Source organism: Methylobacterium sp. E-046 (genome assembly GCF_022829625.1).
Classification (GTDB): Bacteria; Pseudomonadota; Alphaproteobacteria; order Rhizobiales; family Beijerinckiaceae; genus Methylobacterium; species Methylobacterium longum.
The window spans coordinates 63,211-87,098 of the sequence record NZ_JAKSYP010000251.1; the positions used below are offsets into that span (position 1 = coordinate 63,211).

The following is a 23,888-nucleotide window of genomic DNA, read 5'->3' on the forward strand; positions in this document are numbered from 1 at the left end:
CGTGAGCAGATCGGGGCGGGGCCAAACAAACCGGTCATCAAGGCTTTGCCTCTACCGACGCTGTCACATCAGCCAGCCTTGCACCCGCCGACCACCTGCCCGCCCTCTACTCCTGACGCGAGCAGATCGAGCGCTTGTCCGAGCATGCCTCGCCGTGCCGGTGTAGCACCCGGGCATCCTCAGCATTGGATTGTCTGCTCCTAACAACTGCAGGGCCATATTCTTGCCGCCGATGGTCGAAAGCTTATGGCAGCTGGGAAGCGGCGCTTGATCAGCGCGGGCAAGGGCAACGTGCCAACCACCCGGCAGCCGACTAATGCAGCGAGGCGGGCAGAGATGATGAGTACGGAAAGGCCCGCAGACGAGCTGGTGCCGGGCGTCATCCTGACCCAACTCTTCCGCGCCGAGGCGGACTTCCTATCTGCGGTGACCGTGGGGTTGGCTACCTGGGGACGCAAACCCGAAGGCGAGGTGAGGCTGCGCCTCTCACGTGTGCCGCGCGACCTCAAGCCCCGCCTGCGCTCGTGGACGAGCGTCTTCGGATCCCGCCAACGCAGCTACTTCCATGCACTCAAGGACGAGCACCAGGAGCTTCTTGTCGAACTCACGCTCGCCACGGAGGAGATAGCCGACAATATGGAGGTCACGCTGAACCTCCGCCGGCCGGACGTCCGCTCCGGTGACCTGCTCACCCTTTCCATCGAGGCCGTCGGCTCCCGGGCTGGAGCAGCCGCCACCGCATGGCTGTCGAGCGGGGCAGAGCGATTGCAGGGGCACGTCGCACTGTACTGCCGGCAGTACGATCAGCTTCAGTACGGCTTGCGTGCCCGGGTAACCTATACCCCGCTGACGGCCGATACGCCGGTCCCAACGCACCTCATGTGGAGCCCGGTGACGCAGTGCAACCTCAACTGCGTCCACTGCATCTCGCGGGATACGCGCAAGTCGGTGCAGCGTGTGCCCGAGTCGATCCGGGACCAAATCCGGTCCTGGGCCGCGGCCGGGCACCTGAAGGAACTCGCATGCGACTACAGCGGCGACATCCTCTGGGCGGACGCGCGCTATGGCGGCGAACTCGATTTCCTGATCGGCCTGGACGTGCCGTTCGTCATCGACACCAACGGCACCCATCTCACCCGGGAGGCCAGCGAGCGTCTGTCACGCTCGAAGCTCGACCACCTGAGCATCTCCCTGGATGCCGCGACCGACGAGACGTTCCGGCGCGTGCGCAAGGGAGCGCCGCCGCTGGCCGACGTGATCGAGAACGTCCGCGCCAGCGTGGAGGCGCGAGAGCGCATCGGCGGCACGCACCGCATCGCCATCAGCTACGTCCTCATGCGCAGTAACATCGACGAGTTTCCCGACTTCCTGCGTCTGGCGAGCGCGGTGGGCGTCGAGATCGTCTACGTCCGGCACCTCATGGCGTTCACGCCGGAGATGGAGGAGGAGTCGCTCTGGCACGAGCGCGAGCGCTTCAACGCGGTGCGCTCAGAGTGGATCGCACTCGCGAGGGAACTCGGCATCAATCACTTCTTCCTGCCGGAGCCGTTCGGGATGGAGGAGGTCGGTGAGCGCCGCCACTGCTCCATACCGTGGCGTGGCGCAGGAGTGCTGGGGAACGGCGACGTGCTCGCCTGCTGCGTGCCCGGCTTGAAGATGGGCAACCTCCACGACAACACGATGGAGGAGATTTGGAATGGCCCCCGCTACCAGGAACTGCGCTGGTCGGTGAACTCTCCGAACCCGCCGCCGTCCTGCAGGACATGCCCGTTCGTCCGCGACATCAACGATCCCGACAGCTACCTGATCCATGGGGCAAAGGCCCGGCTGGGCGCCTGATCGATCCGTAATTAGAGCGGTCGCACGCTCTTAGCTTCGCCGCCGCGCTGGCCGCCCGCGTCGTCGCGTGGGTGCTGCTCATCGCATTCCTGGCCGGCCCCCACGTGGCGGCCGGCCTCTTGCCCGTCCGCACCGAGCTACGTGTCGACCAGGTCGTGCGCACAGCTGAGCGCCTGTGCTGGGATCTGTCCGGCCTCAAGGTCCGCGAGGGCTCGACCGACGACCTCGACGTGTTCCTGTACGCGGGCGGCATCGCCGGGCGCATGGTCGTGGCGGTTTACGGCGAGGCGGACGGCATCCCGTGGCGCAGCATCGGCGCGACGCCGATCGGGCCGTTCCACAAGCGCTACTGCGTGGATCTCGGCCGCGTCCCAGCCTCGGCGGCAGTTCGGCTGGAGATGACGGTGTACTATCCCGACGCCTTCGGCCTGCTGCGCGTGCCGCTACGGATGCCGGATGTGAGCGCGCCGGCGGAGCTGAATAGCCTGCTGTCGCCATTTCACACCCTACTTCACACCCTTGGGCGCCCTGGCTTCGGCTGAGGCGCCTTTTGTCATTGCGGCATGACGGCACTCGAAACGCCTATTGGTCGCAATTCTATCGGATGGCCCGACTTGCACAATGGGGCGCAAGTAGCTCCAATTTTCCGCAGCTTACATTTCAATCCAGAGATGGTCGATCTTGATTGGCTTCATGCCAGGCTTTCGATCATGAACGGACGTAAGTGTTGCGACACGACTTACTACATCATGATCCGACATTGTAAATTTATCAGCTTTCGACCACCCGACGACAGGTGTAGCAACTATGTCGTCGATCCATTGGCTGAGAGTGGTGTGCCAGTGAGAAACATCATGCTCCTGAACATAACCGATCATGGCTGCGCGCTCGTGCGCAGCGCCATGATGACCTGCCTTAAAGCGCTGAACACCGCCCGTCGTACTGATGTTGCTAATAAGATACTCGCGCTGATCCCGGTCCGGAGAGGCCGGGACTGGTAGGCGCTTGCACTCAATTGGAATGAGGCTCTGGTACTCGTTATAAGACCGACCTGTAATCCAGATGACAATGCCCGCGGCCCCTGCGATTAAGTCGATTGAGCGGCGACCGTCGGTTTCATCTGGTTCCTCGCGTCGGAACTGTATAAAATCCCAGCCAGGCGTGTGCCGGCAAACACTATTAAGGCGGGCGCACAGTTGCGCGGAGAGTTTAGTCTCTCCGCTCTCTGCACGCCGGGCGGGATCGTCGCGCCAAGCAGGGAGAGCAGATGCGATGAAGGTAACAAGCGACGAGATCCACTCTGTTGGCAGATGGATGTCGGTGTTTAGTGCGCCGGAATAAGCGGTGGTGTCGCCTTCGTCCGCAAGCATGTCAGAAGCCTTGCGCCCGCAGGTCGGCAAGCACGTCATCGGAGTCGCGCAACGCGATCGATCTTGTCCAGAAACGGTGCCGATCGGGCTTCAGCAGAAACACAAAACCCTTGTCGTAGAGCCGAACGATGCGTGTGATCGTCAGGCCTGAGCGACGACGCTCGCGAAGCAGCGTATCAAGCCGGTCGCGAAGCTCATCAGCACCAGACCAATCCACAGCACCGTCGCCAAAGGCATAAGCCTTACAAACAGCACCTGCCCAAAAATACGCGGTGAGCGATCTAAGCGGGTTTCGGCTGTAAACTTGGTTTACTTGCGAGGTAAGTACGGCATCAAAACTTGTTAGCGCGTCTTCTGGCACCCTCTGCATAATTTTTGCCTCGGTACCGAGTCGGATAAAATCCCGTTGGTACTCAACTATATCTTCGGCAACGATGCGCTCATTGGTGCTGATGTCTAATTTTCCGTCTTTGGGAAACGGAAGGGCGAAGATGTCTGCACTGAAAATCGAGGTTGCGCGCTGTGTATACAGGCGCGAGCTGATGCCCGCTACATAAGCCCGGAGGATGGTTCGTTCCTTGGCGAGCCAGTTTGCTGCTGCACGCAAATCGTCGGCTTGGCCCGGTGCGGAGAAGCCGACGATCTCATTCTTGAAGACGAGGTACCCATTCGTCCAAACGTCGAGATGGAGATCTTGATGCTCTTTCAGTAGCAGCAAAGGCGATTGGAACCGGCGCTCCGTCTTTGGGTCTTTAATCCCAGCTTCGGGCACGACCGAAATCGCAGATCTGTCAATTCCGTTGGCACCTAGGGCGCTGGTAGGCAATAATGGCTTGCCGATCAGATGTGCAACATTGCCGGATGCGTTCTTCTCGCCTCCGAGATAGCCCTCTCCACCATCCCAATTACGCGCAACTGCGTATTCTCCGAGCGTTGGGTATGCGCGCAGCCGCTCGATCAGGTCGCGGGCGCGATTGCCCCCGAGCAGATTGGCTCGCCATACGTCACGCGATTGTGCAGCGTCGGTATTGCGGATCCAGTGCAGATCGTAATAGTCAATGTCGAAGCCCTGCTCTGCAGTAGCCCTTCCACTACGACGGAAGACAGCATGCAGAATACGACCTTCTTGAGCGGGCTTCTGAGCTTCCGCGATAACTACAACGACCTTGGGATCGGCATTGCCCTTTCTGAACAGGCCGCGGACCGACACAAAATCTAGCAGCTCGCGTACGCGCCAGTGCTTCAGGAAATTCAAACGGAATGATCGCGCGTTCTGATTGTAGAGAAAACCCGCCGGTTCGACCATTGCGATGACGCCACCTTCGACGAGCATCCCCATGGCATCGTGCAGGAAAAGGTACGCGAGCTGATTGTCGGCGAGCGCCTCATGCGCCTTGGCATAGGCTGCAGCGCTCTTTTTGGCGCCATCGGTGGTGAGCACGGACTCGAATGGCGGATTGCCAACCAGCACTGCGACCGGTGCAGTCAATAGGCCCTGCTGCTTCGCCTCAAAGAAGCAGCTGTGATGCAGCGTTTCGCCCGTTAGCTGTGGGAAAAGCTTGATGCTCGCCCGGATCTCCTTGGGTTCGAGCGCGTCGCAGAGGCTCAGACAGAGGCTGAATGCAGCGAGCTCGACAGCGCCCTCTTCCAGATCAATTCCGTGGACGCGGAATAGGAGCTTCCGCAGGTCGGCTACGTTCGGACGCTTCCAGCCGTTGCGCGATCGCCAGTGGAGGACGAGCCGCCTGTACGCCTCAACTAGGAATACACCCGAGCCGCACGCCGGATCGAGAATGACACCGTCGGTAGCCATGAGGCTATCGATCCGTTCCCATTCCAGCACTTCTTCAAGCATCAGACGTACGAGCGCAGGGGGAGTGTAGATAGAGCTAGTAGAGTCCTTAACAAACAATTGATAGATGTTGCTTATCAGCTCGACCGGCAGATCACGAAAGGAGTAGAGGCGCCAGAAGCTAATCTGACCAGCCTCGTCCTCATAACCCTGAATTAATCGAGCATAGCGGCCGAGTTCGCTGCTTGAGTATAGTTTGGTCCGGTCGGCGTCGCTCAGTCGGAAAACATGACCGTTGAACCGCTCCTCGAGGACCTCAAGGAGTTTAACAAGCGCTGGTCCATTGACGAGCACCTCGAAGAACCGCTTAGCACCGGGCAGTGCGCGCGCAAAATCCTCGGGTAGAAGGACGAGCCGCTCCTCAAGATAGGCGATCAGCAACGACAGGATCAGTAACCGCCGGCGCAATCGCGCGTCGAGCAGGTCGCTGTCGGAAATTTGAAGGGCAAGCGCACGAACGCCAGCTACCAGTTTGCGGTGCGCCGACTTCGTCGCCGAAAGCATGAGCGCGCACGCCTCGGGATCATCCCATATCGCGCCATTATGGATGCGATCGAAATCCCACCAGATCTCGTGCGCTGCGATATCCGCGCCGACTTTGAGCGTCCGAATAGGATTGCACACCGGAGCCTCGCCCTCGCCCACAAAATCGGGTTCGTGGACGCACCGGAAGAGCTGGATGACGCCGGGACCAACCCGGTAAAGTAGAGGTACGCCGCCCCAACTCCAAAGGCGCTTGTGGAGCTCAGCGAACTCAGCGTCGTTGCTATGGTCTTGGGCGTTGAAGATGAAGGCTTGGGCGACAGGCGCCCGGCGGTGACGTTGTGCTTCGAACAGAACTGCACGTGCTCCATAAGACCGTGCGCGCTCGATGATAGCTACGACGTCGGGCATATGGTTCTTCGGATCGAAGCCATTGACCGCCAATAGGCCCTCGGCGACCTGGAAGTCACCGCTTCCGATGGCAAATAGCCATTGTGCCGATGCGAAGACGTCGCCGGCATGATGGATCGTCATCGCTGCGGTCCACCCTCGTGGGCGGTCGCTACTGGATCGGCAGTGATCATCACTTGAGACGCTTTTTCTTCGAAAGGGCAAAACCCTCCTTAAGGAGCTCGGTCATGCTGATGTCTTGAGCTACTGCGAACCCTTTGAACTGCTTTTTGAATTCAGGGCTGACTTTGAAATTTAGGGACGTGCTTTTTCCGGACTCCGCCGCTTCCTCGACCTTGGATGCAACCGCCTGCCTGCCGGCCATTTGGCGTTTCCTCGAGTGACGCACCGGTATCAGCGACGCCGATCCCAGCAGGCATCCACATTTCTGGCTTTCTTGCAATCCAGAATGGCTTGTTGAGCGTAGAAGCCGGTTGGTATCTTACGCTGCGCGCCCCTCGGACTCTCATCGATGCTGGCCGCGACATTACCGCGGTGCGCTTTGCGTTTCATCAACCATTTCGCCGTATCGCAGCGGCCATATCAGACCTCCCGCCCGCCGTCGCCTCCTGGCGCGACCAGATCGAGTGCCTGTCTGAGCACGCCTCGCCGTGCCGGTATCTGGCCCCGGCGAAGTGGGCGGGGATGCGCACGAGCGCGCTGGCGTTCTGCGATCAGCACGGCGCCGAGGCCCACCGGCTCGGCTGGACTGCGCCGCAGCTCTTCAGCGTGCATCCAAACCACGGCACCCTGCGCGTCGACTACTGCGGTGCGCTGATGGTCGGCGGCACCCCGGCGCGCGGCGTTGAGGCGAACCGAGTGCTATTCGAGCAGACCGCAGCCTACCGCAATCGGCAGGGTCAGGAATGTGGCGTGCCGGTCTGGGAGCTCGCGGCTCGGGCGCGCTAACGCTCCGCCTCATCCTCGGACGCGTGCTGCTTCTTCGTGGCGATCAGTAGGTCGAGCCAAGCGACGGCCGACTCGTGCGCCTCCATAGTCCGGGCGCCCCCGAGGCTTTGGCTGATCTCCCATCGGTGCCAGGAGCGCACGTCGGACAGCGCCTGCAGGTAGCCCTTCTGTTCGTCGGTCACGGTTTGCCTCTACGTCAGCGGCAGACCGGCGCAGGGACGGATCAGGTACGCTGGGAAGCAGAAAGGTGTGCGAGTCTAGATTTTGCCAACTTAACAACCTGGTATTCTGGCTTTTGCCTTTTCGCAAAATTTGGCACGGGCGTGCCGCTTTTCGGCCTGGCTCAAATCTCTTTTAATTTCCGTCCGGCAATATCCCAGTAGTCTCCCATCAAATTCACGTGGAACGCCAGAACTTGATTTCCAAAATAGTGTTAAGTCATTCAACTCCGTCGTATCGAGACCGTCGACAAGGTACTCAGCGACCCTCTCAATGTTCGCCAAATCAACGTCGGCAAAAAGTGAACCTTCGGCCTCTGGCAATTCAGTCCCGCCGGTCGAAGGCGCTGGCCCTGGCGCCGGAAGCGGCGCAGGAGCGCGCGCAGGTTTCACAGTCAAAAATTTAGATACGGTTGCTCGATCCCACTCAGTGGATGTATCGGCTTCTTGCAGCAGTGTAATAGCTTGAGATCCGCGTGCGGGAGTGATCCCTAATAGATGAATGCGCACCCCAAAACTTTGAGCTATTTGAACGCCAATTCTGACGTCTTCATCTCCTGAAAGCAGCAATGCGTCGCTTATTGCATGATTGCGTGCAAGCTCGATCAAATCGGTAACGATCAGCGAGTCAACACCCTTCTGTTGACCCACACTATTCATGTTACCAAGCCGAAGTTTTACGTAATCTGTATGCGCTAGAATTGAATGCTCAGCGGTCAGGCCGCGAGATCCAATAGCTCCATCATACCAATAGATGCGAAGAAGAGAAGCATTTTCGCTTTTCGATTTTGCTGCCGCAGTCAACTCAGCCACTACGGCGGTTTCATTGAGCGATAAAAGCGTGCGAGATGCTTTGGACCCGGTTAAGGCTACAGAGCCTTGCGCAAACAAGTAACCGGCATCAACAAAAACCGCCACGCGCGACATGAGCTAGCCTACAAATAGCGAAGGGCTCCCGCAGGAGCCCTTCTTGTAGGCCGAAACCCTCACATTAAAAATAGCGGAGGGCGGCGGCGATGACCGGAAAATAGGTACGGCATCGCCCGGCGTCAAGGGATTTTTTGTTAATTCCGAAACTGTCAAGTCACTGAAAAAGAAAGCGTAATGTAGTTAACTAACAGGGGTCGCGGCAAATTTATCCCACGCAAAAAGACGAGCGCGGCAAAAAAGCCGCACGGATTTTCCAGTTTTCCACAGGTGAAAAAAGGCGTTCTGAGCGCCGCATTTAGCCTGCCGCTTCAGCGTCGAGCCTGCTGTATGAATGGCCGCTCTACCTCACCGTTTTTGGGTGAGGTTGCTGCGTAATACCGGGAATATCCAAGCGCCAGGCCGGTGATCGTCGGGCTGCGCACTCCAGCCGCCGCCGAGCGCCCGAAGCAGGTGCTGGATCGGTTGGTCGGTCGCAAACTCTTCGGCGAGCTGGTTCGCGTCGAAAAGAATGTGGTCGTGCGCCATCTCAAGGCTTGCCAGCAAACGGCTGCGCGTTGACCCATCGGAAAGGCTCTGCGCAATGCCTCTCGACCCCGCGCGCGCGATCTAGGCTCACGACCTTCGTGAGCTGCGCCATCGCCTTATCCTTTCACCGGATGCGCGAGCAAGATCGCGGTCCGGACCATGTTCCGCTTCCAAGCGGCCTTCGGTTTTCAGCGCCTCGGCCGCGCGTTCGTACGTGCGGATCGTCTCGACGAGGTCGAGGGTCAAGCCCTTCGCGAGTGGGTATGCCTCGGTCGCGAGGTGAGCCAACACCGCGTCGACTGCAGCGTCGACCTCCTGATCGGAGATCTCGGCGACCTTGCGCAGCTCGGAGACGGTGGGGTTGGTGGCCATAGGCCCGGCCCAACGCAGCTGAACGGTCACGTCCACGAATTGGGGAGGGGGGAGGGCGGGGAACGAAATCCAACGAAAACAAAGACTTAACGTTGAGTGTTCGTTAACAGACCTTTTAAACCCGCGCCATCAAGACAATAGGATGGGAAAAAGGGTTCCCGGCGATCCGGATAGGACATCCGGCGAGCTCGGCGCGTTGCGCGATGCCGGGAGGAGGATCCGGTCAGCACCCTCGGGGACGCCGGCCTCTGGGATACCTGGATCGCGGGTACGGCGTCCCGGCGACGTCGGGCGAGCCAGGGCCCCGGCGCTCCGCCGATGGCGGACCCCCGATCGTCGGCGTCGGGTACTTCGCGGGCACCGCCGGCATCCCGAAGCTCTGGTTCGCCCGGGCTGTCCCGCTCGCAACACGGCACCGGACCGGCTTCGGCCCCGCGCGAACGGCCGGGGCTTAACGCGCCGTTAACCATGCGCACGGCAGATTTTGCCCAGCCCGCTCGTTCCGGCGCGGCGACGCCAGACCGGAGGCGACCGTGGCCCTCACCGACCTGCCCGTGATCGGGATGCTCCGCACACGGATGCAATGGGCGCAGGCACGCCAGGGCTTGATCGCCGAGAACGTGGCCAATGCCGACATGCCGGGTTTCAAGCCCCGCGACCTCGTGGAGCCGCGCCTCGACCGGTCGACCGGCGCGGCGGTCAATGCTTCCACGACCCTGGCGCTGACGAGCCCCGCTCACATCGCGCCGGCCGGGCAGGGGACCGGGACCGACTCGAAGCGCGCCAAGGGGTTCGAGATCCGCCCCAGCGGCAACGGCGTCAATCTCGAGGACGAGATGATGAAGGCCGGTGAGAACCAGTCCGACTACCAGCTCGCCGCCTCGCTCTACCAGCACAGCCTGACAACCCTGAAGATCGCCGTCGGCAAGAGCTGACGGTCGCCGGAGCTGATGGCGGCCAGCGCTGAGCGCGCGGGGCGCGGGTCATTCGTCACGGCAGGAAGGCCTTGAGCCATGGAATTCAGCAAGTCGCTCGCGGTGGCGGCCGCCGGCCTCAAGGCCCAGTCGGGCCGGATGCGGATCATCGCCGAGAACATCGCCAACGCCGATTCCGCGCCGGCCTCGGCGGGGGCGCAGCCCTACCGGCGCAAGATCCCGACATTCACCAGCCACCTCGACGACGAGACCGGCGCCCGGCTCGTGGAGGCGGGGCGCGTCCGCCGCGACCCGTCGGCCTTCCGGACGAAGATCGAGCCCGGCAACCCGGCGGCCAATGCCCGGGGCGAGGTGCAGATGCCCAACGTCAACGCGCTGATCGAGAACATGGATCTGCGCGAGGCCCAGCGCTCCTACGAGGCGAACCTCAACATGGTCACCGCCACGCGCAAGATGCTCGCCCAGACGCTGGCGATCCTGAAGTGACCGCGGGGAACGGCTAGCCATGGCTTCCAGCAACTTCGCGGCGGGCGCCTACGCCGCCGTCCAGGGTCTCGCCTCCGGCCGGCCCACGCCCCGGGTGCAGCCGGCCTCGGAAGCGGGCGGCGACTTCAAGCAGTTCCTCGGCCAGACGCTGGACAGCGTCGGCGATGCCGGGCGCAGGGCCGACGCGCAGGCCGTCTCTGCCGCCTCCGGAAAGGCCAACGTGGTCGACGTGGTCACCGCGGTGGCCGAGAGCGAGACCGCCCTCCAGACCATGGTCGCCGTGCGCGACCGCATGATCTCCGCCTATGAGGAGATCATGCGCATGCAGATCTGACGATGGGCGGCGTTCCGACCGAGAAGTCGGATCATCCGGTCCGCTCCCTCATCCTGACGGACCGGAGCGCGGCGCCGGCCTCGCGATGCGGGGCGACTCGAACAAACATCTCGGCCGGCGAGGATCCGCCGCGCCCCGCGTGGGAACCCCTCCGGCCCTCCCGCTCCATGATCCCGGCACAGAACGGCACCCCATGACTGGCCTCGCCATCCTCGACGTCGCCCGCGACGGCATCTTCGTCTTCCTGAAGATCGCCGGGCCGCTGATGCTCGTCTCCCTGGCGGTGGGGCTCGCGGTCTCGCTGGTCCAGGCCCTGACCCAGATCCAGGAGCAGACCCTGATCTACGTGCCCAAGATCGTGGCCGTGTTCGCCGCGCTCCTGCTGATGCTGCCCTTCATCGGCGACGCCATGGCCGGGTACATGACGCGCATCGCCGCGCGCATCGCGACCGGCGGATGACGCACGCTCCGGCCACGACAGGGGCTAGATCCGCGTGTCATAGGGGCGGCGATGAACCTGCTCCTGCCCGGGATCGCGTCGGCCTACCTGATCGCCTTCGCGCGCATCGGCACCCTGATCATGCTGATGCCGGGGGTCGGCGAGCAGACGGTGCCGCCGCGCCTGCGCCTCGCCTTCGCGCTGCTGACGACCCTCGTGCTGTTTCCCAGCGTGCGCCCATTGCTCGGCGGCACGGAGGGCCTGGCCAGCCCGCGGCTGATCGGGCTCCTGTTCGGGGAGACGATCATCGGGCTGGTGCTCGGCCTCACGGTGCGGATGGTGCTGGCGGCCCTGCAGACCGCCGGGGTGATCGTCGCGGCGCAGCTCGGCCTGTCCTACGCCATGACGGTGGATCCGGCGCAGGGCGGCCAGCAGGTGGCGATCGGCAACTTCCTGTCGCTCCTGGGGATCACGCTGATCTTCGCCACCGACCTGCACCACCTCGCCATCCAGGGCTTGGCCCGCAGCTACGAGGTGCTGCCGCCCGACGGCGTCCCGGCCTTCTCGGACGCCCTGATGCTGGCGACCCGGGCCCTGGCCCGCGGCTTCACGCTGGCCGTGCAGATCTCCGGACCGTTCATCGCCTTCGGGATCCTGTTCAATCTCGGTCTCGGCGTCCTGTCGCGGCTGATGCCGCAGCTCCAGGTGTTCTTCCTGGCGGTCCCGGCCTCGGTGATGATCGGCATGCTGATCCTGATCGGCTGCCTCGGCGTCATGATGGGCGTCTTCCTGGACGATATCGGACGGTATCTCGCCGAGTCGGTGGGGCGCTGAGCGACCCGTCCGTCCCGCGTGCAGGCTGAGGTCGGGCAGCGATGGCCGGGGACACCGACGACGAGGACAAGACCGAGGAGCCGTCCCAACGGCGGCTCGATCAGGCCATCGAGCGCGGCGACGTCGCGAACAGCACGGAGGTCAACACCTTCGCGATCCTGGCGGCCTTCACGCTCGCGCTGCTGATGGCGGCCCCCAACATCGCGCAGAACCTGATGTACGGGCTCAAGGCGTATCTCGCGAACGCCCACACCCTTCCGGACGACGCCACCGCCATGCGGCAGGCCATGACCCACGGCCTCTGGCTGTGGGTGCAGGCGGTGGCCGTGCCGGTGGGTCTCGCGGCGGCCGCCGGCCTGGCCGCAGGGCTCCTGCAGCACCCGCTGGTGTTCAGCCCCGAGGCGCTGATGCCGAAATTCGAGCGCCTCTCGCCGATGGCGGGCGTGAAGCGGATCATCGGCATCGAGGCCTGGGTCCAGTTCGGCAAAGGGCTGGCCAAGATCACCACCGTGGGCGTGGTCGGCGGCGTGCTCCTGTGGAACGACCGAGACCGGCTGCAGGTGTTCGCCCAACTCGACCCGGTCGCATCCCTGCCGGCGATCCTGTCCCTCTGCCTGCGGCTGCTGGCCGGCATGCTGTGCATGCACCTCGCGATCACGCTGGGCGACGCGCTCTACGCGCGGTTCCGCTGGCGCAAGCGCCACCGCATGTCGAAGGAGGAGATGAAGCAGGAGATGAAGGAGTCGGACGGCAATCCGGAGGTCAAGGGCCGGCTCAGGCAGCTGCGCATGGCGCGGGTGAAGAAGCGCATGATGGCCGCCGTGCCTACCGCCACCGTCGTTGTGACCAACCCGACCCACTACGCGGTGGCGCTCCGCTACGAGGCCGGCATGGCCGCGCCGGTCTGCGTCGCCAAGGGCGTCGATGCCCTGGCCCTCCGCATCCGCACGGTGGCGGCCGAGCACGGCGTCGCCGTGATCGAGAATCCGCCGCTCGCCCGGGCGCTCCACGCCACCGTGGAGATCGACCGCGAGATTCCCGCCGAGCATTACCGCGCGGTGGCGGAAGTCATCGGGTTCGTGATGCGCCTGCGCCGGAGGGCCGCGTAGGCCCCGGTGCGCCGCGGCACTGTCACGGACGAGGACGACGCGCGGAAGCCACGCTTCGTCCACCTTTTTTCGCGAGGCTGTGTCGAGGCTTGGCGCGACGCGCGTAGTGCCGGCCTGCCCGTGGCCTGATATGGCCGATGGGCCCAACCGGGTGACTGTTCTGGAAATGAAGCCGATGGCTGACGTCACTGGACCTTCGGCGCCCGCCGCAGGCCCGCAGAATTCGGGGCTGCCGGTCCCCGCCGCGCAGGCCGCCGTGCAGGTGCCGGTCGCTCAGGCGACGGGGCCGCAGGGGGCAGGCTCGCAGGGGACGAGCTCGCAGGGGACGGGCTCGATCGACCGCTCGGAGCAGCCGGGCCGGGTCGGGCTCCTGCTCGTGCTCGCCGGGCTGCTGGTCGGCGCCGCGATCGGCCTGTCCTTCGTGGCCAACGAGCAGGCCCAGTCGCTCATCGTCTGGCTGCTCGCCCTGCTGGCCATGGCGGGCGTCTTCTTCCTGTTCGCGCTGGCCATCGGGGCGCTCCAGCTCAGCGGCAGCGCCGCCCGGGACGACATCACCAAGGGCATCGTCGATGCGTCGCCGGACGGCAAGCTGGTCGTCGAGGACGGCGGCCGTCTGATCTACGCCAACGAGGCCTATCTGCGAATCGCCAGCGGCGACACCTTCTCCAACCTCGTGCCGGTGGAGCGCATCCTCGTCGGGTCTCCGGAGGTCTCCGAGGCGGTCTACCGCCTGTCGCAGGCCTCGCGCGATGCCAGGGCCCATACCGAGGAAGTCCGCATGTCGCCGCCGCTGGGTCCCACGGCCGGCGAGCGCGGCTTCGGATGGTACCGGGTCTCGGTCCGCCCCCTCGCGCGACCGCGCCGGGCGGCCTCGCTCTGGACGGTGGCCGACATCACCGCCGAGCGGGAGCGTCAGGAGAATGTCTTCCAGGAACTCCAGCACGCCATCGACTACCTCGACCACGCGCCCGCGGGCTTCCTGTCGATCGATCCGGCCGGCGCCATCGTGTACATGAACGCGACCTTGGCGGCCTGGCTCGGCTACGACCTCGCCAGCGTCGGCCCGGGCGGCCCGCACCTCACCGAGATCGCCCCGGAGGCGGATGTCCTCGTGCGCACCGCCGGCCTGCCGGGCGAGGTGCGTACCGACCGCTTCGACCTCGACCTGCGGCGGCGCAACGGCCACACCCTGCCGGTGCGGCTCTACCACCGGGTCGCCTTCGGCAAGGACGGCAAGCCGGGCTCGTCGCGGACCTTCGTGATCAACCGCTCCGCCGGGGCCGAGGCCGACGAGCCGCAGCGCGCCGCCGAGGTGCGCCTCGCCCGCTTCCTCAACAACTCGCCCATCGCCATCGCGACGCTGGACCGGACCGGGCGGATCGCCCGCGCCAACGCCTCGTTCACGCGGCTGTTCGGCACGGTGCCGCGCCAAGCGGATGACGGGGCGATCGACGGCGAGGCCGCGTCCCGGGTCGAGCCCAACGTCGCCGACTCGGTGACCGACCGGACCGCCCTGGAGGCCGGGCTCGCCCGTGCGACGAGCGGGCTGACGGATCCCGAGCCCATCGAAGTCCAGCTGAACGGGCCGGGCGGGCGATCCGCGCGGGTCTGGCTCAGCCCGGCCGACGGCGGCGACCCGGGACAGCAGACCGACGAGAGCGAGCGGGTGATCCTGTACGCCCTCGACACGACGGCTCAGCGCCAGCTGGAGCAGCAGGTCGCCCAAGCCCAGAAGATGAACGCGGTCGGCCAGCTTGCGGGCGGCATCGCGCACGACTTCAACAACGTGCTGCAGGCGATCATCGGCTACTCGGACCTGCTGCTCGCCAGCCACCGGCCGACCGATCCGGCCTTCCAGGACATCATGCAGATCAAGCAGAACGCCAACCGGGCGGCCGGCCTCGTCCGCCAGCTCCTGGCGTTCTCCCGTCGGCAGACGCTTCGCCCGGAGGTGATGAACGTCGGCGAGGCGCTCTCCGAACTCACGCTCCTGCTGAAGCGGCTGCTCGGCGAACGGGTCGCCCTGGAGTTGAAGCACGGCCGCGACGTCTGGCCCGTGAAGGCCGACGTCAACCAGTTCGAGCAGGTGATCGTGAACCTCGCGGTCAACGCCCGCGACGCCATGCCGGACGGCGGCAAGCTGATGATCCGCACCGAGAACGTCACCGATCCGGGGACGGCCACGAGCGCCGAGGGACGCGGCGGGGCGCCGGCGGGCGACCACGTGCTGATCGAGGTGCGCGATACCGGCCAGGGCATCCCGCCCGAGCTGATGGAGAAAATCTTCGAACCGTTCTTCACCACCAAGGAGATCGGCAAGGGCACGGGACTGGGGCTCTCGACGGTGTTCGGCATCGTCAAGCAGTCCGGCGGCACCATCGACGTGCAATCGGCCATGGGGGAGGGCACCGCCTTCCGCATCTACCTGCCGCGCCACGTGCCGGTGGCCGAGCCCGAGGAGGCGCCGCTCCTGGCTTCGGAGCCCAGCCTGCCGCGCACCGAGGCGGTCCTCACGAAGGCGGACGGCAAGCCGCGCGAGACGACCGCTGCCGCCCGGTCCGGCGACGCGGCGCAGGGGAAGCCCGACAAGCCGGTGCCGCGCAAGCCCGCCGCCGACCATACGGGGCAGGGGACCATCCTGCTCGTGGAGGACGAGGATCCCGTCCGGGCGGTCAACAGCCGGGCCCTCTCGGCGCGCGGCTACACGGTTCTGGAAGCGGCCTCGGGCCTCGAAGCGTTGGCGATCGTCCGCGACGGCAGCCAGCCCATCGACCTCGTCGTCTCCGACGTGGTCATGCCCGAGATGGACGGGCCGACCCTGTTGCGCGAGGTGCGCAAGCACCAGCCCGACCTGAAGGTGATCTTCGTCTCCGGCTACGCCGAGGACGCGTTCCGAAAGAACCTGCCCGAGGGCGAAACCTTCAACTTCCTGCCCAAGCCCTTCAGCCTCAAGCAGCTCGTCGAGACCGTGAAGAAGACGATGGCGGATTGAGGAACGGCGGCGGCCTGGTATCCGCGCGGGCGAACCATCGCCCGCGCGGTTGTCGCTCCGTACTGACGGACGATCATCCGGCGGGACGAGCGTCGGCACCATCGTTGCGCGGCGCCGCCGGCGAGCCCGAGATCAAGCCCCAACGCTTAAGCAGGACACAGGAACGTCGGCGCACACGGATTCAGGACCTTGCTGAGGGGACCTGGAATGGAGCCGCTGCGGTGGATCGGAACCCCGTCGACCGGGGCCGGACCCGATCCGTCCGCTCACGACGCCGGACCGGTCATGCCCTCGACAAGCCCGGTCGGATCCCCGCCTCACCTGGGCCGACTGCCCTTGCCGGATTAGAACAAAACGAGTACATAACATCGGTGTTGAGGCGCGTTGTGAACTGCGCTCAACCCCTTCATAAGGAGCCCGCCAGATGGCCCAGCCCGCATTGAAAGTGGTCGACATGCCCCCGGTGGACAAGGACAAGTCCAAGGCGATCGACGCCGCCCTGTCTCAGATCGAGCGCGCCTTCGGCAAGGGCTCGATCATGCGGCTCGGCAAGAACGACAAGGTGCAGGAGGTCGAGACCGTCTCGACCGGCTCGCTCGGGCTCGACATAGCGCTGGGTGTCGGCGGCCTGCCGCGCGGCCGCGTGGTCGAGATCTACGGCCCCGAATCGTCCGGCAAGACCACGCTGGCCCTTCACACCATCGCCGAGGCCCAGAAGAAGGGCGGTGTCTGCGCCTTCGTGGACGCCGAGCACGCCCTGGACCCTGTCTATGCCCGCAAGCTGGGGGTGAACCTCGACGATCTGCTGATCTCGCAGCCCGACACCGGCGAGCAGGCCCTCGAGATCACCGACACGCTGGTACGCTCCGGCGCCATCGACGTTCTGGTGGTCGACTCGGTGGCCGCGCTGACCCCGCGGGCCGAGATCGAAGGTGAGATGGGCGAGAGCCAGCCCGGCCTTCAGGCGCGCCTGATGAGCCAAGCCCTGCGCAAGCTCACCGGTTCGATCTCGCGCTCGAACTGCATGGTCATCTTCATCAACCAGATCCGGATGAAGATCGGCGTCATGTACGGCAGCCCGGAGACGACGACGGGCGGCAACGCCCTGAAGTTCTACGCCTCGGTGCGCCTCGACATCCGCCGCATCTCGACCCTGAAGGATCGCGACGAGGCGATCGGCAATCAGGTCCGCGTCAAGGTCGTGAAGAACAAGGTCGCGCCGCCGTTCAAGCAGGTCGAGTTCGACATCATGTTCGGCGAAGGCGTGTCGAAGGTCGGCGAGCTCATCGATCTCGGCGTGAAGGCCGGCATCGTCGAGAAGTCCGGGGCTTGGTTCTCGTACAACAGCCAGCGCCTCGGCCAGGGTCGCGAGAACTCGAAGGGCTTCCTGCGCGACAACCCCGAGATCGCCTCCAAGATCGAAGCCTCGATCCGCCAGAATTCCGGCCTCGTGGCGGAGAAGATCCTGGAGAACGCCGCGCCGACGGCCGACGAGCTCGACGAGGGCGAAGCCTGATCGCCGCCGCAACCCGGGACCGGTTGCGGCGCGTTCCTCGACACCAGACATTGGGCAGCCTCGGAGCATCTCCGGGGCTGCTGTCCGTTCAGGCCCTGCCAAGGGGCCGTTGCGGGCTCGGCAAGCGCCTGCCGTCCGTCGACGTGGCTATCGTGGTGACAGCGATCGGTCCCCAGGACGGGACTTCCGGGATGGGTCGACCATCCGAGGGAGAATCACTTCAAGCGAACCGACCTTGCCGCCGCTGCGGCCAGCAGCCTCCTCAGCCCGTGCGCGTCCTCGTCCGACGGCGGCGATCTCTGTCTCGCCGATCCAAGACAGACTCGCCGATCTAGGACAGCCTCACCTCCAACCACATCAGCGAAGAAGCCGCCCGCGTCGTCACCCGTGCGCAGCGCGCCTCCAGGGTTCAGGACGATCAGCCCAACACCGACCCGGTTGTCACCGTAGTCGGAGCCGTTGCGTTCTGGCCGTCCCGGTTCGTCCTCCAGGGCGACAATCAGAAGACGGCTGAACCGGCGCGGCTCCAGGATGCGACGGAGCCACTTGAACAGGCGTCGGTTCCGAGAGATTGCAGGATCGAACGCCGGCGCCAGCCGACCTCATGATCCTAGCACGGGGCCACCGGGCGCGGCGCGGCGAAGGGATCACACAACGCCTACAGGCGCAGAACGAAGAAACCCGGCGCGAACCCGACCATGGTGGTCGACCTTCGCCCGGGTGCCCGTCGTTGATAGATGCAGTCCGCCAAGCGAGGCGTCCAGCGCCGTGAAGCGTCGCGGCTACGAAGGCCGCGGACAATCGGGCAGATGCGGTCGCCCGCAGCCGCCAAACCGTCGGTATCAGGCAGCTTCGCCAGCTTCGGCCACCGGGGCGGCCTCGCCCTCGACGAGCTTCCACGTCTTCGTCTTGGAGAAGGGACGGCACTCCTCAATGAACACCGTCTGCCCGACCTTGGCGACATTCGCTTCGTCGTGCGCGTGGTAATTCTTCGAGCGACGCACCGTCTTCTTCATCACCGGGTGCGTGAAGCGGCGCTCCACCTTCACCACAATGGTCTTCTCACCCTTGTCGCTGACGACGGTGCCCTGCAGGATGCGCTTCGGCATGGTTGTCTCCTAAAACCCGCCTCAGCCCTTGGCCTGCTGCAGCGTCTTGGCGCGCTGCAGAGTCCGGACACGGGCGATGTCGCGGCGGACCTCACGGACGCGGGCGACGTTCTCGAGCTGGCCGGTGGCCCCCTGAAAGCGCAGGTTGAACTGCTCCTTCTTGAGGTTGATCAACTCGTCATTCAGCTGATCCGGCGACAACGCCTTGAGATCAGACACTCTCTGGGTCGACTTCACGATATCCTCCGTTCAGTCGGCGATGCGCTGGACGACCCGCGTACGGATCGGAAGCTTCGCGGCGCCGAGGCGGAGCGCCTCCTTGGCGATGTTCTCGGCAACGCCGTCGACCTCGAACATGATCCGGCCGGGATGCACCCGGGCGGCCCAGTAATCCGGGGCACCCTTACCGGAGCCCATGCGGACTTCGGTCGGCTTTGACGAGACCGGCACATCCGGAAACACCCGGATCCAGACGCGGCCCTGGCGCTTCATCTCGCGGGTGATCGCGCGGCGGGCCGCCTCGATCTGGCGGGCGGTGACGCGCTCGGGCTCCACAGCCTTCAGGCCGAACTGGCCGAAGTTCAGCTCGAAGCCGCCCTTGGCCGCACCGTGGATGCGGCCCTTGAACTGCTTGCGGAAGCGGGTCTTTTTCGGTTGCAGCATGGCTTCCTACCTTACGCGTGCTCGCGCTCGCGGCGTCCGCGCTCGCGGCCGCCCTCGCCATCGCGCTCACGGCGTCCGCCGGAGCGGCCGCCCTCTTCCTGGGCCTTCTTGTCCTGGGCCATCGGGTCGTGTTCGAGGATCTCGCCCTTGAACACCCACACCTTGATACCGCAGGTGCCGTAAGTCGTGAACGCCGTGGCGGTGCCGTAATCGACGTCCGCACGCAGCGTGTGCAGCGGGACGCGGCCCTCGCGGTACCATTCCTGACGGGCGATCTCGGCGCCGCCGAGACGACCGGAGCAGTTGATCCGGATGCCCTCGGCGCCCAGACGCATCGCCGACTGCACGGCGCGCTTCATGGCCCGCCGGAAGGCGACGCGACGCTCAAGCTGCTGAGCGATCGAGTCGGCCACCAGGGTGGCGTCGATCTCGGGCTTGCGCACCTCGACGATGTTGATGGTCACGTCGGCCTTGGTCATCGTGCCGACGAGCTTGCGCAGCTTCTCGATGTCGGCGCCCTTCTTGCCGATCACCACGCCCGGACGGCCCGAGTGGATGGTGACGCGGCATTTCCGGTGCGGACGCTCGATGACGATCTTGGAGACCGCCGCCTGCTTGAGCTGCTTCATGAGGGCGGCGCGGATCGCGACGTCCTCGTGCATGAGCTTCGCGTAGTCGCCCTTGTTGGCGAACCAGCGGGAGTCCCAGGTCCGGTTGATGCCGAGCCGGAGACCGATCGGATTGACTTTCTGGCCCATCAGATCCTCCTCAGGCCGCTTCGGCCTGGCGGACTTCGCGAACCACGATGGTGAGGTTCGAGAAGGGCTTCAGGATACGCGCGCCGCGGCCGCGGGCGCGGGCGTGAAAGCGCTTGAGAACCAGCGCCTTGCCCACGAAGGCCTGGGACACGACGAGGTCGTCCACGTCCAAATCGTGGTTGTTCTCGGCGTTGGCGATGGCGCTCTCGAGGCACTTCTTGACCTCGGTGGAGATCCGCTTGCGCGAGAACTGCAACTCGGCGAGCGCCGTGTCGACCTTCTTGCCGCGGATCATCTGCGCCACGAGGTTGAGCTTCTGCGGGCTGACGCGCAGCATGCGCGCGACGGCCTTCGCCTCGTTCTCGGGGAGCGCGCGGGGGGTGGCTTGCTTGCCCATCTCAGCGCCTCTTCGCCTTCTTGTCGGCCGCGTGACCCGGGAAGGTGCGGGTCGGCGAGAACTCGCCGAACTTGTGACCGACCATCTCCTCGGTGACGTAGACCGGGATGTGCTTTTGCCCGTTGTGCACACCGAAGGTGAGCCCGACGAACTGCGGGAGGATCGTGGAGCGGCGGCTCCAGATCTTGATGACCTCGGAGCGCGAGGAGCCCCGCGCCGCCTCGGCCTTCTTGAAGAGGTAGCCGTCGACGAACGGCCCCTTCCAGAGAGAGCGTGCCATAGCGATTACTTCTTGCGGTTGTGGCGGCTGGACAGGATGAACACGTCGGTCCGCTTGTTGGACCGGGTCTTCTTCCCCTTGGTGGGCACGCCCCAGGGCGTGACCGGGTTGCGGCCGCCCGAGGTGCGACCCTCGCCGCCGCCGTGCGGATGGTCGACCGGGTTCATCGCCACGCCGCGGTTGTGCGGGCGCTTGCCGAGCCAACGGTTGCGCCCGGCCTTGCCGAGCGAGATGTTCATGTGGTCCGGGTTCGAGACCGCGCCGACGCTGGCGAAGCACTGGCCGTGGACCAGGCGCTGCTCGCCCGAGTTGAGGCGCAGCGTCACGTAGCCCTGGTCGCGGCCAACGATCTGCGCGTAGTTGCCGGCCGAGCGGGCGATCGCGCCGCCCTTGCCGATCTTCAGCTCGACATTGTGGACGATCGTGCCCACCGGCATCGAGCCGACCGGACCGGCATTGCCCGGCTTGATGTCGACGTTCTCGCCGGCCACAACCTTGTCGCCCGGCTGCAGGCGCTGCGGGGCCAGGATGTAGCTCTGCTTCCCGTCGGGGAAGTTGATCAGCGCGATGAACGCCGTCCGGTTCGGATCGTATTCGATCCGCTCCACGGTGGCGGCGACGCCGAGCTGGTCGCGACGCTTGAAGTCCACGTTGCGCAGAACGCGCTTGTGGCCACCGCCGCGGAAGCGGACGGTGATGCGGCCGAGATTGTTACGGCCGCCGGAGGACGACTTGCCCTCCGTCAGCGCCTTCACCGGCTTGCCCTTGTAGAGCTCACGGCGGTCGACGAGCACAAGCTGGCGCAGGCTCGGCGTGACCGGTTTGAATGTCTTCAAGGCCATCGGCTTGGATCCCTAAAACCCGTCCTCAGAGCCCGGTCGTGACGTCGATCGTGTGGCCCTCGGCCAGGGTCACGATCGCCTTCTTCACGTCGGAGCGCTGTCCGCGGAGGCCGCGGAAAATCTTCTTCTTTCCCTTGGTCACAAGGGTGTTCACGGCCGTGACCTTCACGTCGAACAGCTTCTCAACCGCCTCTTTGATCTGAGGCTTGGTCGCCTTGGGGGCGACGCGGAAGACGACCTTGTTCTGCTCGGTCAGGTTCGTCGCCTTCTCGGTAATGACCGGAGAGACGACGATGTCGTAGTGGCGCGGATCGGCACTCATTTGAAACGCTCCTCCAGCGCGTCGACGGCAGCCTTCGTCAGGACGAGCGTGTCGCGGCGCAGGATGTCGTAGACGTTGATGCCCTGGACGGGCAGCACGTCGATCTGCGGGATGGCGCGGGCGGCCCGGCCGAAATTCACGTCGACCTCAGCACCGCCGATGATCAGCGCGTTCGAGAGGCCCATCTTGCCGAAGCGCTCGATGAGACCCTTGGTCTTGTGGTCCTCGATCTTGATGTCGTCGACGACGATCAGGGTCGAGGCCTTGGCCTTGGCCGACAGGGCGTGGCGCAGGGCCAGCGCACGCACCTTCTTGGGAAGGTCGTGGCTGTGGTCGCGGACCACCGGACCGAAAGCCCGGCCGCCGCCGCGGAACTGCGGCGCCGAGGCCGCACCGTGGCGGGCATTACCGGTGCCCTTCTGCTTGTACAGCTTCTTGCGGGTCCGGTTCACGTCCGAGCGGTTCTGCACGGCGTGGGTTCCGGCGCGCCGCTTGGCCAGCTGCCAACGGACCATGCGCTGAAGCAGGTCGGCGCGGGGCTCGAGACCGAAGATCTCTTCGTTCAGCTCGACCGAGCCGGCACCGGCACCGTCGAGGGTGGTGATATCGAGCTTCATCACACGGTCTCCTCAGCCGCAGCGGCCTCGGGCGCCGGGGCGGATGCGCCGTTCTCACGGAACTTGCCCGGCAGCGGAACGTCGGCGGGGAGCTTGCGCTTCACCGCGTCGCGGATCTGGATCCAGCCGCCGGCGACGCCCGGGACGGCGCCCTCGACCAGGATCAGGCCGCGCTCCGGATCGGTGCGGACGACGCGCAGGTTCTGGGTGGTGACCCGCTCGACGCCGAGGTGGCCCGGCATCTTCTTGTTCTTAAAGGTCTTGCCCGGATCCTGCCGGCCGCCGGTCGAACCGATCGAACGGTGGGAGATCGACACGCCGTGGGTGGCGCGCAGGCCGCCGAAGTTCCAGCGCTTGATGCCGCCCGCGAAGCCCTTACCGGTGGTGGTACCGGTGACGTCCACGAACTGGCCCGGGATGAAATGATCGGCCGTGATCTCCGCGCCGACCGGAATCAGCGCATCCTCGGACACGCGGAACTCGGCGAGCTTCTTCTTCGGCTCGACCTTGGCCACGGCGAAGCGGCCCCGCTCGGCGGCCGAGACGTTCTTGACCTTGGCCTTGCCGACGCCGACTTGCAGCGCGACGTAGCCGTTCTTCTCGACAGTGCGGTGGGCAACCACTTGGCACTGATCGATCTTGAGCACGGTGACGGGGACATGCTCCCCCGCGTCCGTGAAGACGCGGGTCATGCCGACCTTCTGTGCAATGACGCCTGAGCGCATAGGTTCTCTCCCTCGCGCGATGAAACGGTAAGCTCTAAGTCCTCAGCGGACTCAGAGCTTGATCTCCACGTCCACGCCGGCGGCGAGGTCGAGCTTCATCAGCGCGTCCACGGTCTGCGGCGTCGGATCAACGATATCGAGCACCCGCTTGTGGGTACGCATCTCGAACTGCTCGCGCGACTTCTTGTCGATGTGCGGCGAGCGGTTGACGGTGAACTTCTCGATATGCGTCGGCAGCGGGATCGGACCCCGGATGGTTGCGCCGGTGCGCCGGGCCGTGGAGACGATCTCCTTGGTCGACGCATCGAGGATGCGGTGATCGAACGCCTTGAGGCGGATACGGATGTTCTGACCGTTCATGATCCTGAAACCTTGAGAGGGACGGCGGGGAGTGCGAGGACGTGTCCCCGCCGCGCCCTGCTAAGGATGCTGTCCTGGCTTAGTCGTTGATGGCGGCGACGACGCCGGCGCCGACGGTGCGGCCGCCCTCGCGGATGGCGAAGCGCAGCTTCTCCTCCATGGCGACCGGCACGATCAGGACCACGTCCATGGTCACGTTGTCGCCCGGCATCACCATCTCGG

At 65.0% G+C, this 23,888-nt stretch carries 29 protein-coding genes and 1 pseudogene; 11 read left to right on the plus strand and 19 right to left on the minus strand.

All coding sequences use genetic code 11. From position 1 onward, the window contains the following. Nucleotides 1-267: 267 nt before the first annotated feature. Both MKK82_RS27110 and MKK82_RS27115 read left to right on the plus strand, forming a co-directional pair. On the plus strand, nt 268-1,839 hold the full coding sequence (locus MKK82_RS27110) for a radical SAM protein (protein ID WP_243987457.1): 1,572 nt from the start codon (nt 268-270) through the stop codon (nt 1,837-1,839). Nucleotides 1,840-1,910: 71 nt separating this feature from the next. Beyond that, entirely contained in the window at nt 1,911-2,381 is a 471-nt protein-coding gene (locus MKK82_RS27115; RefSeq protein WP_243987458.1) for a hypothetical protein, read from the plus strand. A 111-nt stretch (nt 2,382-2,492) separates the two neighbouring features. Here MKK82_RS27115 and MKK82_RS27120 read toward each other — a convergent pair whose 3' ends face one another. From MKK82_RS27120 to MKK82_RS27130, 3 genes are read right to left on the minus strand one after another with little or no spacing between them, the layout of a single operon-like run. Further along, on the minus strand, nt 2,493-3,209 hold the full coding sequence (locus MKK82_RS27120; protein WP_243987459.1) for a hypothetical protein: 717 nt from the start codon (nt 3,207-3,209) through the stop codon (nt 2,493-2,495). Nucleotide 3,210: 1 nt separating this feature from the next. Continuing rightward, nucleotides 3,211-6,078, minus strand: a complete 2,868-nt coding sequence (locus tag MKK82_RS27125; RefSeq protein WP_243987460.1) for a class I SAM-dependent DNA methyltransferase — start codon at nt 6,076-6,078, stop codon at nt 3,211-3,213. A gap of 49 nt (nt 6,079-6,127) precedes the next feature. Next, nucleotides 6,128-6,319 carry a hypothetical protein gene (locus MKK82_RS27130; RefSeq protein WP_243987461.1) on the minus strand — a complete coding sequence of 64 codons (192 nt, stop codon included), beginning with the start codon at nt 6,317-6,319 and terminating at the stop codon, nt 6,128-6,130. Between the two features lie 92 nt (nt 6,320-6,411). Between MKK82_RS27130 and MKK82_RS27135 the strand changes: the two genes are divergently transcribed. Then, a complete protein-coding gene (locus MKK82_RS27135) occupies nt 6,412-6,903 on the plus strand; it encodes a hypothetical protein (RefSeq protein ID WP_243987462.1) in 492 nt (163 codons plus the stop codon). Here the strand turns inward: MKK82_RS27135 and MKK82_RS27140 are convergent. The 4 genes from MKK82_RS27140 to MKK82_RS27155 all read right to left on the minus strand — a co-directional run bounded on the left by MKK82_RS27140 (nt 6,900) and on the right by MKK82_RS27155 (nt 8,948). Next, nucleotides 6,900-7,085 (minus strand): hypothetical protein, encoded by a 186-nt coding sequence (locus MKK82_RS27140; RefSeq protein ID WP_243987464.1) that lies wholly within the window; start codon nt 7,083-7,085, stop codon nt 6,900-6,902. The two genes, MKK82_RS27135 and MKK82_RS27140, sit on opposite strands and share 4 nt — an antisense overlap. A gap of 90 nt (nt 7,086-7,175) precedes the next feature. Next, the gene (locus tag MKK82_RS27145) at nt 7,176-8,048 is read right to left on the minus strand and encodes an NYN domain-containing protein (protein WP_243987466.1); all 873 of its coding nucleotides are present in this window, start codon (nt 8,046-8,048) and stop codon (nt 7,176-7,178) included. A gap of 348 nt (nt 8,049-8,396) precedes the next feature. Then, a complete protein-coding gene (locus MKK82_RS27150; protein WP_243987468.1) occupies nt 8,397-8,576 on the minus strand; it encodes a hypothetical protein in 180 nt (59 codons plus the stop codon). An 87-nt stretch (nt 8,577-8,663) separates the two neighbouring features. Then, entirely contained in the window at nt 8,664-8,948 is a 285-nt protein-coding gene (locus MKK82_RS27155; RefSeq protein ID WP_243987470.1) for a hypothetical protein, read from the minus strand. 533 nt (nt 8,949-9,481) lie between these two features. Between MKK82_RS27155 and flgB the strand changes: the two genes are divergently transcribed. The 8 genes from flgB (at nt 9,482) to recA (ending at nt 17,593) form a co-directional block, all read left to right on the plus strand. Beyond that, a complete protein-coding gene (gene flgB, locus MKK82_RS27160; protein ID WP_238287412.1) occupies nt 9,482-9,883 on the plus strand; it encodes a flagellar basal body rod protein FlgB in 402 nt (133 codons plus the stop codon). Between the two features lie 78 nt (nt 9,884-9,961). Further along, nucleotides 9,962-10,369: a flagellar basal body rod protein FlgC gene (gene flgC, locus MKK82_RS27165; RefSeq protein WP_238287409.1), complete on the plus strand. Its 408-nt coding sequence runs from the start codon at nt 9,962-9,964 to the stop codon at nt 10,367-10,369. Between the two features lie 19 nt (nt 10,370-10,388). Further along, on the plus strand, nt 10,389-10,703 hold the full coding sequence (fliE, locus tag MKK82_RS27170) for a flagellar hook-basal body complex protein FliE (RefSeq protein ID WP_238287407.1): 315 nt from the start codon (nt 10,389-10,391) through the stop codon (nt 10,701-10,703). Nucleotides 10,704-10,896: 193 nt separating this feature from the next. Further along, complete coding sequence (gene fliQ / locus MKK82_RS27175) at nt 10,897-11,163, plus strand: flagellar biosynthesis protein FliQ (RefSeq protein WP_238287405.1); 267 nt, start codon at nt 10,897-10,899, stop codon at nt 11,161-11,163. 51 nt (nt 11,164-11,214) lie between these two features. Continuing rightward, entirely contained in the window at nt 11,215-11,976 is a 762-nt protein-coding gene (gene fliR / locus MKK82_RS27180) for a flagellar biosynthetic protein FliR (protein WP_238287404.1), read from the plus strand. 41 nt (nt 11,977-12,017) lie between these two features. Beyond that, entirely contained in the window at nt 12,018-13,085 is a 1,068-nt protein-coding gene (gene flhB, locus MKK82_RS27185) for a flagellar biosynthesis protein FlhB (protein ID WP_243987472.1), read from the plus strand. Between the two features lie 175 nt (nt 13,086-13,260). Then, a complete protein-coding gene (gene cckA / locus MKK82_RS27190) occupies nt 13,261-16,077 on the plus strand; it encodes a cell cycle histidine kinase CckA (protein ID WP_238287402.1) in 2,817 nt (938 codons plus the stop codon). A gap of 454 nt (nt 16,078-16,531) precedes the next feature. Further along, nucleotides 16,532-17,593, plus strand: a complete 1,062-nt coding sequence (gene recA, locus MKK82_RS27195; RefSeq protein ID WP_373323336.1) for a recombinase RecA — start codon at nt 16,532-16,534, stop codon at nt 17,591-17,593. A gap of 842 nt (nt 17,594-18,435) precedes the next feature. On the opposite strand, the gene rpsQ is transcribed toward recA, so the two are convergent. The 12 genes and pseudogenes from rpsQ to tuf all read right to left on the minus strand — a co-directional run. After that, entirely contained in the window at nt 18,436-18,702 is a 267-nt protein-coding gene (gene rpsQ, locus MKK82_RS27200) for a 30S ribosomal protein S17 (protein WP_238287397.1), read from the minus strand. Between the two features lie 21 nt (nt 18,703-18,723). After that, a complete protein-coding gene (gene rpmC, locus MKK82_RS27205; protein WP_158169164.1) occupies nt 18,724-18,939 on the minus strand; it encodes a 50S ribosomal protein L29 in 216 nt (71 codons plus the stop codon). A 12-nt stretch (nt 18,940-18,951) separates the two neighbouring features. Then, nucleotides 18,952-19,365 carry a 50S ribosomal protein L16 gene (rplP, locus tag MKK82_RS27210; protein WP_012319193.1) on the minus strand — a complete coding sequence of 138 codons (414 nt, stop codon included), beginning with the start codon at nt 19,363-19,365 and terminating at the stop codon, nt 18,952-18,954. A gap of 11 nt (nt 19,366-19,376) precedes the next feature. Next, nucleotides 19,377-20,123 carry a 30S ribosomal protein S3 gene (gene rpsC / locus MKK82_RS27215; protein ID WP_012319192.1) on the minus strand — a complete coding sequence of 249 codons (747 nt, stop codon included), beginning with the start codon at nt 20,121-20,123 and terminating at the stop codon, nt 19,377-19,379. A gap of 10 nt (nt 20,124-20,133) precedes the next feature. Continuing rightward, the gene (gene rplV, locus MKK82_RS27220) at nt 20,134-20,520 is read right to left on the minus strand and encodes a 50S ribosomal protein L22 (protein WP_012319191.1); all 387 of its coding nucleotides are present in this window, start codon (nt 20,518-20,520) and stop codon (nt 20,134-20,136) included. Between the two features lies 1 nt (nt 20,521). Continuing rightward, entirely contained in the window at nt 20,522-20,800 is a 279-nt protein-coding gene (gene rpsS, locus MKK82_RS27225; RefSeq protein WP_012319190.1) for a 30S ribosomal protein S19, read from the minus strand. A gap of 5 nt (nt 20,801-20,805) precedes the next feature. Beyond that, nucleotides 20,806-21,642 (minus strand): 50S ribosomal protein L2, encoded by an 837-nt coding sequence (gene rplB / locus MKK82_RS27230; RefSeq protein ID WP_238287395.1) that lies wholly within the window; start codon nt 21,640-21,642, stop codon nt 20,806-20,808. A 25-nt stretch (nt 21,643-21,667) separates the two neighbouring features. Then, nucleotides 21,668-21,964, minus strand: a complete 297-nt coding sequence (locus MKK82_RS27235) for a 50S ribosomal protein L23 (RefSeq protein ID WP_012319188.1) — start codon at nt 21,962-21,964, stop codon at nt 21,668-21,670. Next, a complete protein-coding gene (rplD, locus tag MKK82_RS27240; protein WP_238287393.1) occupies nt 21,961-22,581 on the minus strand; it encodes a 50S ribosomal protein L4 in 621 nt (206 codons plus the stop codon). Before rplD ends, MKK82_RS27235 begins: the two co-directional genes overlap by 4 nt. Beyond that, entirely contained in the window at nt 22,581-23,306 is a 726-nt protein-coding gene (gene rplC, locus MKK82_RS27245; RefSeq protein WP_238287392.1) for a 50S ribosomal protein L3, read from the minus strand. Before rplC ends, rplD begins: the two co-directional genes overlap by 1 nt. 51 nt (nt 23,307-23,357) lie before the next feature. Then, the gene (gene rpsJ, locus MKK82_RS27250; protein ID WP_043351245.1) at nt 23,358-23,666 is read right to left on the minus strand and encodes a 30S ribosomal protein S10; all 309 of its coding nucleotides are present in this window, start codon (nt 23,664-23,666) and stop codon (nt 23,358-23,360) included. A gap of 79 nt (nt 23,667-23,745) precedes the next feature. After that, nucleotides 23,746-23,888 (minus strand): annotated as a pseudogene (gene tuf / locus MKK82_RS27255) (elongation factor Tu); the annotation flags it as partial.

Coding starts and splice junctions, on each gene's coding strand:
- rplP (WP_012319193.1), bottom strand. CDS start 19,365: ATGCTGCAACCGAAAAAGACCCGCTTCCGCAAGCAGTTCAAGGGCCGC.
- rpsJ (WP_043351245.1), bottom strand. CDS start 23,666: ATGAACGGTCAGAACATCCGTATCCGCCTCAAGGCGTTCGATCACCGC.
- rplV (WP_012319191.1), bottom strand. CDS start 20,520: ATGGGCAAGCAAGCCACCCCCCGCGCGCTCCCCGAGAACGAGGCGAAG.
- rplB (WP_238287395.1), bottom strand. CDS start 21,642: ATGGCCTTGAAGACATTCAAACCGGTCACGCCGAGCCTGCGCCAGCTT.
- rpsS (WP_012319190.1), bottom strand. CDS start 20,800: ATGGCACGCTCTCTCTGGAAGGGGCCGTTCGTCGACGGCTACCTCTTC.
- MKK82_RS27235 (WP_012319188.1), bottom strand. CDS start 21,964: ATGAGTGCCGATCCGCGCCACTACGACATCGTCGTCTCTCCGGTCATT.
- MKK82_RS27155 (WP_243987470.1), bottom strand. CDS start 8,948: ATGGCCACCAACCCCACCGTCTCCGAGCTGCGCAAGGTCGCCGAGATC.
- MKK82_RS27130 (WP_243987461.1), bottom strand. CDS start 6,319: ATGGCCGGCAGGCAGGCGGTTGCATCCAAGGTCGAGGAAGCGGCGGAG.
- rpsC (WP_012319192.1), bottom strand. CDS start 20,123: ATGGGCCAGAAAGTCAATCCGATCGGTCTCCGGCTCGGCATCAACCGG.
- fliQ (WP_238287405.1), top strand. CDS start 10,897: ATGACTGGCCTCGCCATCCTCGACGTCGCCCGCGACGGCATCTTCGTC.
- rplC (WP_238287392.1), bottom strand. CDS start 23,306: ATGCGCTCAGGCGTCATTGCACAGAAGGTCGGCATGACCCGCGTCTTC.
- flgC (WP_238287409.1), top strand. CDS start 9,962: ATGGAATTCAGCAAGTCGCTCGCGGTGGCGGCCGCCGGCCTCAAGGCC.
- rpsQ (WP_238287397.1), bottom strand. CDS start 18,702: ATGCCGAAGCGCATCCTGCAGGGCACCGTCGTCAGCGACAAGGGTGAG.
- MKK82_RS27120 (WP_243987459.1), bottom strand. CDS start 3,209: ATGCTTGCGGACGAAGGCGACACCACCGCTTATTCCGGCGCACTAAAC.
- MKK82_RS27150 (WP_243987468.1), bottom strand. CDS start 8,576: ATGGCGCACGACCACATTCTTTTCGACGCGAACCAGCTCGCCGAAGAG.
- flhB (WP_243987472.1), top strand. CDS start 12,018: ATGGCCGGGGACACCGACGACGAGGACAAGACCGAGGAGCCGTCCCAA.
- MKK82_RS27125 (WP_243987460.1), bottom strand. CDS start 6,078: ATGACGATCCATCATGCCGGCGACGTCTTCGCATCGGCACAATGGCTA.
- rplD (WP_238287393.1), bottom strand. CDS start 22,581: ATGAAGCTCGATATCACCACCCTCGACGGTGCCGGTGCCGGCTCGGTC.
- fliE (WP_238287407.1), top strand. CDS start 10,389: ATGGCTTCCAGCAACTTCGCGGCGGGCGCCTACGCCGCCGTCCAGGGT.
- recA (WP_373323336.1), top strand. CDS start 16,532: ATGCCCCCGGTGGACAAGGACAAGTCCAAGGCGATCGACGCCGCCCTG.
- fliR (WP_238287404.1), top strand. CDS start 11,215: ATGAACCTGCTCCTGCCCGGGATCGCGTCGGCCTACCTGATCGCCTTC.
- cckA (WP_238287402.1), top strand. CDS start 13,261: ATGGCTGACGTCACTGGACCTTCGGCGCCCGCCGCAGGCCCGCAGAAT.
- MKK82_RS27145 (WP_243987466.1), bottom strand. CDS start 8,048: ATGTCGCGCGTGGCGGTTTTTGTTGATGCCGGTTACTTGTTTGCGCAA.